Source organism: Fangia hongkongensis FSC776 = DSM 21703 (genome assembly GCF_000379445.1).
In the GTDB taxonomy this organism is placed as follows: domain Bacteria; phylum Pseudomonadota; class Gammaproteobacteria; order Francisellales; family Francisellaceae; genus Fangia; species Fangia hongkongensis.
In genome coordinates this window covers 1-15,278 of record NZ_KB902261.1, presented here as the reverse complement: position 1 = coordinate 15,278, position 15,278 = coordinate 1, and the positions used below count along the sequence as shown (strand labels likewise).

8 protein-coding genes are annotated in these 15,278 nt (G+C 39.8%); all 8 read right to left on the bottom strand.

The window, feature by feature from the left end:
* Positions 1–482: 482 nt before the first annotated feature.
* On the bottom strand, positions 483–2,429 hold the full coding sequence (locus A37Q_RS0108305) for an aconitase family protein (RefSeq protein WP_018299814.1): 1,947 nt from the start codon (positions 2,427–2,429) through the stop codon (positions 483–485).
* A gap of 15 nt (positions 2,430–2,444) precedes the next feature.
* Positions 2,445–3,449, bottom strand: coding sequence for a Fe(II)-2OG oxygenase family protein (locus tag A37Q_RS0108300; protein ID WP_018299813.1), 1,005 nt, complete (start codon positions 3,447–3,449; stop codon positions 2,445–2,447).
* Between the two features lie 12 nt (positions 3,450–3,461).
* Positions 3,462–5,096 carry a homocitrate synthase/isopropylmalate synthase family protein gene (locus A37Q_RS0108295; protein WP_018299812.1) on the bottom strand — a complete coding sequence of 545 codons (1,635 nt, stop codon included), beginning with the start codon at positions 5,094–5,096 and terminating at the stop codon, positions 3,462–3,464.
* An 82-nt stretch (positions 5,097–5,178) separates the two neighbouring features.
* Positions 5,179–6,117: a branched-chain amino acid transaminase gene (locus A37Q_RS15035; RefSeq protein ID WP_018299811.1), complete on the bottom strand. Its 939-nt coding sequence runs from the start codon at positions 6,115–6,117 to the stop codon at positions 5,179–5,181.
* A gap of 309 nt (positions 6,118–6,426) precedes the next feature.
* Positions 6,427–7,557 (bottom strand): Hint domain-containing protein, encoded by a 1,131-nt coding sequence (locus A37Q_RS0108285; RefSeq protein WP_018299810.1) that lies wholly within the window; start codon positions 7,555–7,557, stop codon positions 6,427–6,429.
* A 15-nt stretch (positions 7,558–7,572) separates the two neighbouring features.
* A complete protein-coding gene (locus tag A37Q_RS0108280; protein ID WP_018299809.1) occupies positions 7,573–8,757 on the bottom strand; it encodes a Hint domain-containing protein in 1,185 nt (394 codons plus the stop codon).
* Between the two features lie 39 nt (positions 8,758–8,796).
* A complete protein-coding gene (locus A37Q_RS0108275; protein WP_018299808.1) occupies positions 8,797–9,456 on the bottom strand; it encodes an outer membrane protein in 660 nt (219 codons plus the stop codon).
* 43 nt (positions 9,457–9,499) lie between these two features.
* On the bottom strand, positions 9,500–15,262 hold the full coding sequence (locus A37Q_RS0108270) for an RHS repeat domain-containing protein (RefSeq protein WP_018299807.1): 5,763 nt from the start codon (positions 15,260–15,262) through the stop codon (positions 9,500–9,502).
* Between the last annotated feature and the right edge of the window lie 16 nt (positions 15,263–15,278).

Here is a 15,278-nt window from a genome sequence, read left to right as displayed (position 1 = left end):
CTTTGACGACCTGAATGTTCACTAAAGCAGTTTGATAGATAATCATCCAGCTTCTCCCAATCAATAAAATCAGCTAATAAGCAAAGTTTATGAGAAAGATCAATTTGCTCTGATAATTCTGGTTTGAATAGGTCTTTGGTTTCTTTGAATTTTTGCTCTTTATTACGCATGAAATTGCAAGGTTTTGCATGGTTGATACCATAAATCTTGCAATTTAGCTTGCGAAATTTCAAGTGCTAACACACTACTTATATAGCTTTAAGGAATTTTTCAGGGGCGACTAAATTAGGTGGACATGTTTTAAATGCTGAGATAACAAAAGCAAAAGTTGAGATTATGCCCATTTTAAATATCAATTTAAGGCCGGGTTTAGCTCTACATCACACAAACTCAGTTGATCTGTCTAAAGTCCATAGTATCGAGAATGCAGATTTGGAGTAATATGAATTATCTAAAAAGCTTTAAGTACTTCCTAAATTACCTTAATCACTTTTTGCTAAGCCTCGCTCTTTGTAAGATTGTTGTAATTGCTCAAAGCTGCAAATCTTGCCCATAATCGCACTTGCAATCACGGTTTCAGGATTGCCAAGCCAGACTTTTCCAGGTCCTGATCTTCCGGGGAAGTTGCGGTTAATCGAGCTGATTGTTATTTGCTCTTGATGACTGGATGCGCCAGGGCCGCAGCCACAGCATGCACCGCATTGTGGGTTTAAGATCTCTATACCCATTTGATTAAATAATGCCGTGTATCCTTTATCTTGGCAGTATTTAAGCACGTTAATTGAGCCGTACTGTAAGTAGAGTTTTACATTTTTATGTACTTTAAGTCCTTGGTTATATGCCCAATTTAAGACTTTGTAATAATGGTCAAAGTCTGTTTTTTTTCCTGCTGTGCATGATCCGCCATAGGCAATATCGATTTTAATGGCCTCTGAAAGCTCTTGAGGGTAAAGTGCATTTCCAGGATCACCGGGTGCTGAGATCATAGCTGAAATGTGACTACAATCAATGTGAAAGGTTTTGGCATAATTTGCACCTTTGTCTGATTGCATCCAGCTCTCGGGTATAAAATCAATATTACGATGTTCTTTTAGAAATGAAATAGTTTTTTCATCTGGCGCAACAATGCCAGTTACCGCGCCCATTTCAACAGCCATATTTGTAAGGGTCGCACGCTCATCAATGCCCAAAGCATCAATAATTTCACCTGTATACTCAATGGCTTTACCGATTAATGCACCTGATTTAATATCGCTTCGTGATAGTAGATAAAGCACAATATCTTTTGCCATAACGCCGGTCTTTAACTGTCCAGTTAAGTGGATGTTGACAACCTTTGGAATACTAAAGCGAACTTGTCCTGTTACCATGGCATTGGCCATGTTAGTTGTTCCTACACCAGCAGTAAATGCACCAATGGCACCAATATGTGTTGTGTGCGATTCAGTCCCAACAACAACCTCACCCGGAAGGGCGTAGCGCTCTATCATAATAGGGTGTGTAATACCCTCAGAGCCTTCTTGATCTTTTAATAAACCATGGAAATTTACCGGATATTTTTTAGCAAAGTTTCGTGTCGCTTCGCCTAGTGCATCAAATTTTCTGACAACGCCCAAGTTCTGATAATGTGTGCTTCTGTGTCTGTAAGCGAAATGCTCCTCAAAAATAACAATTTTTTCAGGTTGATGCAGTGGCAGTGGTTCTGGATAATGTTGGGATAATAAGTACTCTGCCATGCCGCAATAAGCCTCATGTGTAAAGCGCCAATCACCTTTGATAAAAGTATCACTACCGGCTTGATATTCCCCTTGTAATAAATGTCTTCTGAGAATTTTTTCTGTATAGCTTTGCGGTTTTGTTGGTGTGCTTTCTATATGGTTTAGATTTGATTGATGTTGTCCATAAGGGATCAGCCCACCACTTCTAACAATCTCAGCGCTAAGTGGAGAGTAGCCTTTTAAAATAGCTTCTATATCAATGGATTCACCGCGCATAAGCGCTTCTAAAAGTGAAAAATCAGTTGACGTTAAAAGACCAATGTTGGCAGCGTTTTGCTGGTAGATATATTCAAAACTTTCAGCAAAAACAAGTTCAATACCCGCAGAGATTTCAGCAAGTGGAGCATGTTCACGAGAAGAGCCTTTTCCGTATCGTTTCCCTGCAACAAGGATGTTAAAACCCCCATTGACTAAAGTGTCTTTTTCTATTGGCTTTTCCCCTTGGGTTTCAAAGCCAATATGTGCATAGTGTTTTAGCTTATCATCATAGTGATACATACGTGATACAGGGATGATCTCATCTGTTGATATGTCATCACGAAGTGTATGAAGTTCCGGGATGCTTGTCAGCTTGTGACCATTAAGCTGCTCTTTAACAAGATGAATATCATCACAAAGAAATAAGATATTCTGTGCGCGAATGTTTTTCATATTGTGCCTATAGGGTTAATCATCCACACAGCCAAAAGCCTCTTTTTTATAGCGATGTGTGAATTTCTCTGCAGTTTCTTTATCTTTAAATGAATACGTCTTTAAAAGCCAGCGCGTGCGTGCGGTATCTTTATCCACAATCTCCATATGCTCTCTAGAGTGGAGTCCTCTTTGGTTACCGAAACTAAAAAGATCGCCATCTTGCATGCGATGGTGTGTTTTTGTCGCTCTTGTCATCGCATAGCGAAACGCAATGAGTGCTTCTTTGGCCTTTTCAGGTGCATCTTTTGTATAGATAGTCCATGAGTCACGGTAGCGAATAAGAGAGTCTCCCTCAATGATTGGGTGTGCGATTGATTCGCTAACATTCATTGTTGTTAAACTATGAATATCAAAAGGAGTGTAATAATGCGCCTCTCTTAAGATGGCTTCATACTCAGGGGAAATAAACTCCAAAATATCTTTGCCATCGATGTAGTTAGTGAAGATTAATTCATTTTGCGGGCAGCGCGTCCCTAGTAAAGTGACAAAATCTGCACGAACTTCATGAGCTGAGCGATCATTGTGATAGGCAAGCTCTGTATCACCAAACTGGCTGTCGTAACCACTGTACTTATTTACAGCAATCACATCAGCAAAGAAGCTTCCCTCAAAGCGGTTGCCGTATGCAAGTAAAGGTGTTGCTGTTAATTTAGAAAATAGTGCTAAAAATGCCTCACCAACAAATGTTTTTTTCTTAGCGAGTTTGTCTTTAAAAGGGTCTTCTTGGTCTAACTCTGGAATGTCAGCATCCACAGGACAGTTGCGAAGCACATGTGCTGAGCTTTTTCCTGTTGTTCTGTCTTCTTTTATCTTGTGGCAAATCTCATGAAAAAAGGCAGGAATTTTGCCTGAATTGATGATTCCATCCAACTCATCGGTAAATGCGTTATAGCTGTCATAAGGGTGGGATTTTATCTGTGATAAGGCGTCAAACAATGCTTGTTTTTCATCGTTAGAAAAATGGTGTAATGGGTTCATGGTATCCTCCTATTATGCTGTGACGCTTGATTTTTTTGTGTTACTAATATAAGTGTCGGTTGAATTGAAATGACGGTATTGTGTATCGATATACATTTGATTGACTGCACTAATAAAAGCCTTAAGCGCTGAGATTTCAATATCATTATCCGTTGCAATCCCTTTCACAGGCTCATGGTTATCAGCTGTGATAATAATGGTGGCTTGTGAGTTAGAGTTGGTGCCATCTTCAGTTAACGATTTGGCATAGTAATCTTTTACCTGTATCCCGGGGAAATAGCTCTCAGTTGCACTGACCAAAGCGGCTAATGCCGAGTTTTTCCCTTCAATTTCAACTTGGATATTTTCTTGATCAAAAAACTCGCCATCGATGGTAAGATAGGTTTTATCTTCTTGTGATTTTCCATAGGAGATGTGCTTAGCTTTAATCGGTGCGCGAATCGCTTTATAAGCACTTAGAAGCTCAAAGTCTGTGATCCCTTTTCTTCTGTCATGATAGTGATCTTTAATTTGTTGCGCAATAGCAGCCTTTTCATACTCTTCACAAATATAACCAAACTCTTCAATAATCTTCTTAGCATGGTTGCCCCCTGACAATGGACCAAATACAAAGCTCACTTCACTACCAATCTCTTTAGGGTTAAATGGTTGATAGGCAAGCGGGTTTTTTAAAATTGCATTTGTATGCCCACCTGAGGTATGTCTTGTCGCATTGGTGCCAACGATCGGGGAGTGTGGTTGTTTTGGCAGCATTTTTTCAGCGATGAAATCAGATACTTCTTTTAGATTTTCAATATTGATGTTAGTGAAATACTCACAGTCAGCTTGTTTTCCAAAGGCATTTATAAACATCACACATTGCTCTAATGCTGCATTTCCAGCGCGCTCTCCAACACCATTAATACAGGCCTCAACCTGTCTTGCTGGGCCATCAAAGACAGCGTTCATTGAGTTTTCTAATGCCAGACCAAAGTCATTATGACAATGCGCAGACCAAATAATCTCACGATCAGGGAAGCTCTCTTTAATAATGGCCGCATGTTTAATCATATTCTTAACAAAATAGCGCTCACCCTCGCGCTCACAGGCTCCACCAATGGTATCAGGGCAGTTGATTGTGCGAGCACCTGCTGAAACCGCAGCTTTAAAGATTTCTGTTACATAGTCAAAACCATCGCCTAAGCGAGAGTAGCCCTCGGCGCTAAATTCAACATCAAAGCCTTTATCGGCAGCTATTTTAATTAAACGGTAAACTTCATTAATGTGATCTTGTTGATTATTTTTCTTCCCAAGGCTTGCTTGTGCCAAATTAGGATCAACAGGCAAATAAACATGAATACGTGCTTTGTTTATTGCAAGAGAGGGTGCCAGCGCCTCCATTGTTTTAATAAGCTGTGCTTCACGCAATTGGCATAATCCAGCAATCATCATATTTGAGCCGCGAGTGCGCATACGCTCTGATATCGTATGAACGATTTGAAAGTCTGTTTGACTTGCAGATGGGAAGCCAGCTTCCAATATGTCAATATTGAGCGCATCAGCATAATCAGCATAACGAATATTGTCTTCAAAACTCATGCCAGCACCTGGAGATTGCTGTCCATCACGTAAGGTAGTGTCAAAAATATACACTTGTTTCTTGTTCATATGCTTCCCTCTTTAAAAAGTAATCGCGTTGTAAAAATGAATGTCTTAAAAAAAATGGTGAGAAAAAATAGATAGCCTGGGACTAGCCCAGCAGATTAGGCTCAAGTGTATGTGTATTATTAATATAAGTTAATGAGTCAGATCGTTCACTGGAACTATAGATGTGATGGAAGAGCTCCTTGATCGTCTTAGTAATAGGACCTGCCTCTCCATGTCCAGCAATATGTTGATCATCAAGGCTGCGAATAGGTGTAATTTCAGCTGCTGTTCCTGTGAAAAAAGCCTCATCAGCATGAATAATATCCTCAGGTTTAAAATATCGCTCATGTACAGTGATACCATTGTCTCGAGCTAATTTAATCACAAGCTTTCGGGTGATTCCATTTAAGATGGTACCAAGTGGTGTGGTAATAAGCGCACCATCTTTGACAATAAAAATATTTTGTGCGGCGCCTTCAGCAACATTGCCATCAGCGTCAAGCAGTAACGCTTCATGATAATGGGTTCCTTTACACTCCATACTGGCAAGCATGCTATTAACATAATGACCTGATATTTTAGCATCGCAAACACTGGATTTCGGATGAATTCGAATATATTGACTGGTCATGACATCAACACTATCAGCATCTAGATATCTTCCCATTGGTAAACAAAAAATAATAAGGTCAATAGGGTGGTCGTCATTTGGAAGTACGCGCACACCGCCAACATCGCCATAAAAGGCAAGTGGACGTATATAGCAGGCATCAAATTTATTCTTTTTAATTGTATCAATAATGGCTTGGGTAATCTCAGCTTTGCTAAAAGGCACTTTCATGTTCAAAGCATGCATTGAGTAAATAAAACGATCAACATGCGCCTCTAGCTCTAATACTGCTGTCCCATGAGGAGTGTTATAGGCACGTATTCCTTCAAAAACTGCAGTACCATAATGTAAAGCATGTGTTGTAACGGGCGTATTTGCCTCAGATTTTGGTATAAATTTGCCGTTATACCATACATATTGTGTGTCAGACACTTCTATTCTCCAAATCTAAAATTTTTAGCAAAGATAACGGTTTTCTATGCTTGGGTAAATAAACTGTAAAAAAAAGGGTGAAAAATAAAAAAGAGACCGCCTACAGGCGGAGCAGTAGTAGAGAGATAGAAATAGAAGCAATAAGAGACAATAAGCAAGGCGCTGTCTGTGTATTACCTGTATAGTTTAACATTGTTCCACTCTCTAAAATGAATAAGATATATTCAAGCTATCATCATTAAATGCAAAGTGCAAATTTTATTTTGCTTTTTTATGATAAATTGTAAAAAGGGGATACGATTCAAAGGATCAACTACTTTTGGATCCAAGTTCTTGCATCAGATAATACAGACCAAAAAGAGATCCTAGTGCTGCACCGCCAATCAGAATACGCTTAAGAAAGCCTGCCTCTATGATTTCGTTTAGAGGCGTTCTTTCTTTTGAGAGAAGGTTCTCTACTGCAATGATAGGCTCTCGGGTCATTGGAGACTTCCATGGATTGTCTTTAAACCAGGACTTAATACTGTGTATGCTGTATATATTTTCATCATTTCCATCTAATGTTCCATCTTGCTTAACAAGCCTGTAGGCATCCTTTGCATAAATTTCCTCAAAAGTAATAATATCCTCATATTTTTTAACGGGGGAGATATATTGATACTCTGGCAGTGAAGAGTTAAAAGTGTGTTCACTATTAGTAAGTGCATCAATGTCCATATCGGAAAAAGGTGTGTTCTCAAAATCACAGCTGTTATGAACAAGCGATGTAAAGCGACCGACATAGTAATTATGCGCTTGATACACCTCGATATTATAAACCAATATGGGTTTATCATCTTTGTTATACCTTTGGCCACAATGACTAAACTTTCCTTTCGGACAAACAAGCTGAACTTCTCTGCCATAGGCGCTTAGCAACTGATCTTGTGAGGATAGCTCATCAATAGCAATAAAACGCTTTTTGTTTATCACATAAAAAGGATGTGTTGGGGTCGCATGAATTTGCTCAACTTTGCCATTTCTATCTTGAAAGGTATAGGTATTCACTGTTTTGGCATAGCGTTTAAATATCCCAATTACAGGACGTGTAGTTTCCTTTGAATGATTAGATGCTGTTATATTAAGCGTGCTTGGGGTTAATTGCGTCACCGTCGCATTAACTTGATTGATACCAAATTCAGAAATAGACAGAGTAAGCTTATCTCCTACTTTTTCAATATGATGTACCTTCAGCCAGCTTAAAGGGCGAAGTAGCTTAATCTCTGCCGGATATAAGTGCTTTTCAATTGCATCGTTATATTGTAAATTGAGTGTATACCATGTTTGTGGTGGATGCTGCGTTTTAACATTAAAGTTAATGCTTTGAGCAAAAGAAGGATTAAAGAGGGTGATCAGTGCGCTTAATAAGGCCACACGTCGGTATTGTATGGTGAGTTTCATCATCTTTCCTCATAGTTAAAGATCTAGTTTGTTATTGTCAAAATCATAAAATTCAATGTCATCTATTCCTTTCTCATTTAAAAACCGTTTCATATATCTTAGAGAATTGGCCTCTGGACGATAATGTCCTGAAAAATTAGAAATCATCAGCTTTTCACTGTCGTTACTTGCTTTGCCAATATACCCAGCGGTTAACAGATCTGATTGATTTGGCATAAGATCATTGTGATAAAACTCAATAAGATCTTCAGGATCAAATGCAATTTTCAAACCCTTTGACTCAGATAAAACAAATTTGGTTTCAATACCATTGCCAAATACAGGTAGCGTTGAGAGTTTTTGTGATGCTGTGCTTTTAGGTAAATCGTTTGGAATTTCAATGGTTTCTACATACTCAGATAATGCCGATGGATTGCCTTTATGATCTGTCAGGTAATCTCTAGAGGAGAGCTTATCTGCCTCTTTCTCAGAACACATGTTGTGCACAAGTGATGTAAAGCGACCGACATAGTAATTGTGTGTTTGATACACCTCAATGTTATAAACCAATATGGGCTTATCATCTCTGTTATACCGCTGGCCACAATGACCGAGTTTTCCCTTTGGACAAACAAGCTGAATTTCTTTGCCATAGGCGCTTAGCAACTGATCTTTTGATGATAGCTGATCAATAGCAATAAAACGTTTTTTGTTTATCACATAAAAAGGGTGAGTTGGGGTCGCATGAATTTGCTCAACTTTGCCATTTCTATCTTGAAAGGTGTAGGTGTTTACTGTCTTGGCATAGCGCTTAAATATCCCAATTACAGGACGTGTAGTTTCCTTTGAATAATCAAATGCTGTTATATCAAGTGTGCTTGGGGTTAATTGCGTCACTGTCGCATTGACTTGATTGATGCCAAATTCAGAAATAGACAGATTAAGCTTATCTCCTACTTTTTCAATATGATGTGCCTTCAGCCAGCTTAAAGGGCGAAGTAGCTTAATCTTTGCAGGATATGGTTGATAGTCGATAGTATCAATGTATTGAAAAGTGATGTTATACCATGGATGACTAACAAGGTGTTTAGATAATGATATTTTGTTTTGGGCATAGCCAAGAGAAATTAAGAAAAGAAAAAGGGCAAGAGACAGCCAAAACTGACATAGATACGTAAATGTATTAGATGTTTGGTGTTGATATAGCTCTCTATATGCCATCAAACTTGCCCTGTGGTTTTAAAGTTAACGTCGTGATGCTTAAAAGACAGATAGCGTATAAGTTGCACCAAAAGTAATGGAGCTAACCCCACCTGATTGTCCTAATAGTGGCAGCCAGTTATATTGATACTGTGTGAAAATATTGAAGCTGCCAAGCTTATAACCAACGCCGCCAGCGACAACAGGGCGCCAGAGATTTTGATACGAGCTGGTATTTGTGTCTCCAAAGGGTGTACTGTATTCACTTTTGTCTTTAACGCGGTTATAAGCATATCCAGCTTTTGCAAATAAGTTCAATCCACCTGTGTTAGGGATAAAAAATTTGCCGGTAAGGAACATAGGGACACTCAGGACACTCAGGGTGTTTTTCATGCTATCTGTTGCTGATGAGCCTTTTACTTCAGTAATGTTGTAAGCGTATTGTGTGGCAATTTCCACACCCACACTTATGGCGTTGTTAATGGCGTAATCATAGCCAAGAGAAAGCCCACCAGTAATATTATTTTTCTTTTGCGAGGCTGATATAATACTTGGGTCTTGGTCATATGAATTATAGAGATCATCTCCTTTTAACCAGCCTGATGGAATCGCTATCCCTGTGTTGACGCCAAATGTTATTCCACTTTGCGCGCCAGATGCAAATGCGCAGTTTCCAAGTGCGATGGCGTTTAATAGAAGGATTCCTGATATTTTTTTCATATTTTCTCCGTAGTTGGTTTTGGTTTGTATGTCATTTTTAGGGTTAACTATGTGCTGGAGCAAGTGGCCGAGAGATGCACATAATTCGGTTTTTACCTTGTTTCCAGCAAAGTGCATTCACAGTAATCTCTTTATTGGAATGGCTCGTAAAGCGTGCTTTTGACAAGGCTTCTTTCTTTATAATCTCTAGTTGCTCATTCACACTCAGTGAGGCTGAATTTGTTTCTTGAACCGTCGCTTTAATGTTATGTAAGTCAAACTGAGGGATCGAAAAAGTGATGTTTTTAGCGTTGAGTTGAGGCGCTTTTTGCGGTTGTAAAAGGACAACTTTATAGGTGCTACCTTGTGAGCTTAGCTCATAGCTCACATAAGCCGTATCCTTATGATGTGTGCTTTCTATCGGTTTGTTTGCTTGTTGGGGCGCAGTTAACACCATGGTTCCTAAGGTGATTTTATCAATAGCAATGCTTTTATGATCTGCTAAGGCAACAGGCGTGCCTTCAGTGAAGCAAACTGATGTTGGTGTGCTGGTTTGATTCTCAACCGAAGCAAGATAACTTCTCTCCTCTGTTTGAGCCAACCTTGTAGCTGATGCGCCTTCTCCAGCCATCATCCTGATGCTATTATTGGCTGCTGATGCAGAGCGCCTAATTTTACTAATAACGGCGCCGATCATTCTCCCGACCCCAAAGGTTGCTACCATGACAGCGGAGTTAATCAAGATATTCTTCCACATCTCATTACTACTTAACTCACTTGAGAAGAGCTGCCCAAAGTTCTGATGCAAATAAGTTGCCGTGACAATAGCCCCAATCCCCGCCAAGATCACAGAGCTGATCACCCCGACAATCAGCTGCACGGCGAGTCCGCCTGGAATGAAGGAAGAAAGCACCCCACCAACCAGTGAGATAATTAACAAAATCCCACTCAATGCTTTCATCTTCTCCGTCATCTCAATATATTGTGTGGTCGCCTTATTAATACGATTAACATCCTTGTCTGTCGCATGCCCCGACGGATCAAAGCCGTTAACTGGGTCATTATCCGCATAGACATAACCATTGATCCCTCCCTCTGCCCAAGGAGAAGCACTATCATGCTTAAGAAAGACTCGTAATCTGGCATCATACCCCCGGTAACCATCACCAAAGAACTGCCATCCTGTCTCTTGATCGGTATTCATCATACGATAAGATAAAGTGGTTTTTTGAATAGTGAGTGCTAATTTCTGTGCCTGCTGTAAATCACTTTGCAAGCCAAATGGTGTATAGACCTTATCCCCACTAATGCGCCCATCAATAAGACTGCCTGTTAGATGAAAGCCATCACTCACATCACGCTGATATTGATTTTGATAGATACTCCCTCCAGCAACATAATAACGAGAGTTATTCTCTAAACGCTGCTCACTCAACCCCCCTAAGTAATATTGTCTTAGAGTTTGTGGTGGGGTGTCTTTTTTGGATACACTTTCACGAGTTTGTTGTCCAGAGGCATTATAACCATAGTGTATTTGCTTATCATCAAGATCCAGCTGAACAAGGTTCTGCTGTGCATCATACTTCATATGATACTGTGAAATGCCGCCTTTTTGATTCAATGCGGACATGGCAATAACATTCCCATTTGCATCGTAGTTTAACGTCGTTTTGCCCTTTGTCGCATAGTCAATCTCACTGACTTGGGTGGGATCTTGATGTTGATAGCGATATTGAATTGTTTGACTTGCTGTCTGATTCACAGGGGTCTCAGTGACACGATCGAGAGTATTAAATAAGTTGTTGTATTGATAATGAATCAAAGAGAGCGGTTGACCAAATAAATTACGAGGGCAGCCATCACCACTACATTGATAATCCACCAATTGTGATAATCGACTGTAGTCATAATGCTCCGTGGTCTGCCCTGTAGATTCTGTATTGGATATTTTCAATGATTTACGTCCTAAGCGATCATAACCATACTGGTAGCTGCGCACAGGCTGTGTATTAACATAATTATTAATCCCAATGAGCTGCCCTAATGGATTATACTCATAGCTTATTGCTTGGCGTTGATCATAAAGACGTGCTTTTAAGCTTAAATCTGGATTGTAAAGACTCGACAGTGAGAAATGCGCGACACCTTGATAATCCACTTGAGTCACCTGCCCCAGTGCATTACTGTGAAGCTGTGTTTGATACACTGGTTGTTGATTGGCACTGTAGCTTTGGCTTTGTAGTGTAAAGTAGTTGTTATGTGTATTGGATACTGTGCGTGTATCACCTTGATCATCAGTAACCTTGATCTCAAAGAGCTGATGTGTCAGGGGGTCATACTGATAGGCCTTTTGACTTATCAACACACCTTGTTGATCATATTTGCTAATGCTTTTAAGATTCCCATTCACCGTATAGAGATAAGAGACTGTGAAATCCAATGTGCCACCTTGTTGATAAAAGTAAATGGTGGCAGGTTTGTTTTTCCATGTGGAATCATAGGTTGTGTGTACACGATTACCCAGCGCATCTTGCATTTCAATCGGTAAACCACTTTGTTGGTCATAACGAATCTCTATCTGACTGGTTTGTGTGTTCACCAAGGTGCTTGCGTTAAGCAAATAGCCAAGTGCACTGTAAGTGCGCACACCCACAAGCGTCTTTTTAGCCTTTGGATTATAGTCCCCAGAGCTGATTTCAATCTTATTACGATTGCCATACTGATCATAGCTATAATACTGTGTTTTAATCGCTTTGAAGCTGCCATCATCTTGCTGTAGATAAAAGCTTTGTGCATTTAATTGATCGGGTTGAAGGGGATCATAAAAGCGCTTGATCATATAGCCATTGACATAATCCTCTGTCACATCATTACGTTTATAGTGATCTAAATGAGAGACCTCAAAACTTGCAGCAACACAACTTTGGCGATTTAAACAGCCTTCTTTTACATGATCTGCTAAATTCGCAAGATGTGTATAATCTAATGCCAAACCCAGTGTAAGTGGTTGAGTCACACTGCTCACAAAGCCTTGGAAGCCTGCGTTATAAAGCGGCACCTTTTGTCCAGTTTTATCGGTATAGCGAAAGTTAGGATCAAGAATAATACGATAATTCAGTGCTGCATTTTTAATCCAGATAGGACGCTCACTCCCACTTGGCGCCGCATCTTGCACTTCGGCAGATTGCACAGAAACAGACGCCACTTTACAGGTGTTATATACCCGATGCTGATCATTAGAAACAAGTGGGTTAAAGCAAAGTGATTTTGCATCTGTTGTTGGCACTCCTGTTGGCTGCATCACATAGGTAAACTTACTCAAATGATACGGATCATTCAATGTAACACTGGTGCTGCCATCTGGATGGGTTACCGCTGCAACATCTTGATTGCGATCATAGAAATAACGCGTCTCGCTTGGGTGTGCTTTCCCTGTTTCGTCATAATAGTAATTCACCTTGTGATCAAGCTTACCAATACTGTTGTAATAGTACTCTTGCTTGGTGAAATACTGCTTCTGATCTTGTGTTTGCGCTTCGGTTCGAACCAACTGACCATTGGCATTATACAGACGCTTAATGCTATAGCCTGATGCTGTTGAGGTCGGTGTGATTTCGCTAATGGTTAATGCATAACCTGCCATGCTCGAGGCATCATTGTACCCATATAGCACTTGATAGTCATAACGATACACTTGCTTGTTTTTGCTTTGCCCAGCTGGATAGTAGCTTAGCTGTGTTACTCTTCCCAAAGCATCATGACTATCATAAGTAGTGATATCCCCTGTGATAGGATCAACCGTTTTAAGTAGTGCTCCATATTGGTTATAGTATTTTTTAGTTGATGCCATTTGGGTAGGCGCTAAGAGCGTATGCTCTTTAAGCGCTTTTCTTTCACTCCAAGTAACATAACCACCCTCTGGGGTTGCCTGAACATGCACTTGGTTCTCAATAGCCGCTGATTGACCATTACTTGTCCGTGTTGTACTCATCGGCAATCCAAAGCCTAAACTATTAGGATCAATATCATAGTTAAGCTTACTTTGCGACTTTTGCGTTCCATTTAAATCATTACTGATTTGTGTGATATAAGGCATATCAACCTGATAATCAGTATTGCCTATTTTCACCGTTTTGCTAAGTATTTGCGGTGCACTATAGTGTGTTGTGATCACATCTGGGTTTTGATATAAGTAACTGGTTTGCTCTGATGGCAGGCTTTGATAAATCCCCTTTACTCTTGAGTAGTAACTGATTGTTTGACTGTTACCATATGGGTCAGTCATTGACTTTAGCTCACCATGATGGCTTGTATCATTATAATAATCAAAGGTTGTTACAAGCTTTCTTGCCTGAATACCCGCTTGATCATAAATGCGCTGGATTTTTTGAAGGGGTTGGTTATATGATGGGCTTAAATCAGCCATCTTGGTTGCTTCAAATACTTTAGGGTTAAAGATGCTTTGTACTTGTGAAACAAGTTTGCCATCTACCTTTCTTGTTTCTACATCCTGAAGCTGAAGATAATTATACCCACGAATCGTTTGTGCTGTTTGTTGATCGGGGATATTTGTTCCATTAAAGACCGGTACGGTTACCTCTTCAGTTGTACTATAACGATAGCGTCCAACTTGATTGCTAAAGCCACATTGCATCATCCAGTCTTGAAGGGGTTTTAACGCATCAAAGATGGCCTTACTACAGGTGATATTATTCCCTGCAAAGTTACTGCCATCAACACTTGGGAAATAACGATACGTTTTATTCTCGCTATAGCGATTCAGCATATGTTGGGTGTATGATTTCACATAGTAAAACTGTTTATCAACGGCTTGTGTTTCACCATCAATAATGTAATTTACTTTATCAAGCACGCCATATTGAATGCTGTAATAACTGCCATTTGCTAAAGTAATATTGGTTAAATTAGCATGTCCATCAAAGCCGAGCGTTGTATTTTGTCCTAATGGATTGCTAATCGTCACATTGGGTGTGTTCTGTGTAATGGTATAGACACGTGCTGTTCCGTAGTGATCAAGATATTGAATGCGTACATGGGCACCAGAGCGAAACACCACCGCAACAATTTGCTGCTTGCCATTTAACACTTTAATCACATCACCATTGTAATCAAAATAAATCGGCTCACCGGTTGCTGAGATAATGGAAGTACAGCGGTAGAGATAACGAGAGCTGCCTTTTTCAAAGATATATTTCACCCCTGAGCTTGTCGTTAAAATAGCTTTATCTCCTTGAAAAACAAAACCAAAGCTCGCTTTATTAGGTGCTTCATATAAAAAGTGAATCTCGCTGATATCGCCCTTTTGATCGCGTGTCACTTTAAAGGGGAAGTTATTCTCTCCCGTACTGAGGTTATAATATGCTGTGTTTTTTGATTGAGAGCGAAGTTGTAAGTAAGGAATATTTAAAGAGAGGTTATATTGTCCAATCAGTGCACTGTCTTTATTATAATTATGTGCATAGACAATACTAAGGGGAAAGCTAAAGTTACTGTGCGCTGTTGATTTAATATCAACGATCTTTTGATTGAGGTTCATTGACAAGGTTGCAGGATTTACTGAAACCCCAATACCCAGATTATGGTTACCTGCTTGTGATTGAAACGAGTCGGCACTACTTTGTGCAGCCAAAGCGGTGAGTTTGTCCAACACGGCTTCGCGCTTGATGCTAACTGCTGATGATTTGGCTGACTCTTTTGTGGTACTCGCTGATAGGTGATACTCTGTCGTTGCTGCATAGTTCGTAACAGCAAACACCATTAGCATCAGCCAAGTGAGTATGCGTGTATATAAAGACTGAATAACCATCTCTAGTTCCTCGTGA

Coding starts and splice junctions, on each gene's coding strand:
- A37Q_RS0108270 (WP_018299807.1), bottom strand. CDS start 15,262: ATGGTTATTCAGTCTTTATATACACGCATACTCACTTGGCTGATGCTA.
- A37Q_RS0108305 (WP_018299814.1), bottom strand. CDS start 2,429: ATGAAAAACATTCGCGCACAGAATATCTTATTTCTTTGTGATGATATT.
- A37Q_RS0108300 (WP_018299813.1), bottom strand. CDS start 3,449: ATGAACCCATTACACCATTTTTCTAACGATGAAAAACAAGCATTGTTT.
- A37Q_RS0108280 (WP_018299809.1), bottom strand. CDS start 8,757: ATGGCATATAGAGAGCTATATCAACACCAAACATCTAATACATTTACG.
- A37Q_RS0108275 (WP_018299808.1), bottom strand. CDS start 9,456: ATGAAAAAAATATCAGGAATCCTTCTATTAAACGCCATCGCACTTGGA.
- A37Q_RS0108285 (WP_018299810.1), bottom strand. CDS start 7,557: ATGAAACTCACCATACAATACCGACGTGTGGCCTTATTAAGCGCACTG.
- A37Q_RS0108295 (WP_018299812.1), bottom strand. CDS start 5,096: ATGAACAAGAAACAAGTGTATATTTTTGACACTACCTTACGTGATGGA.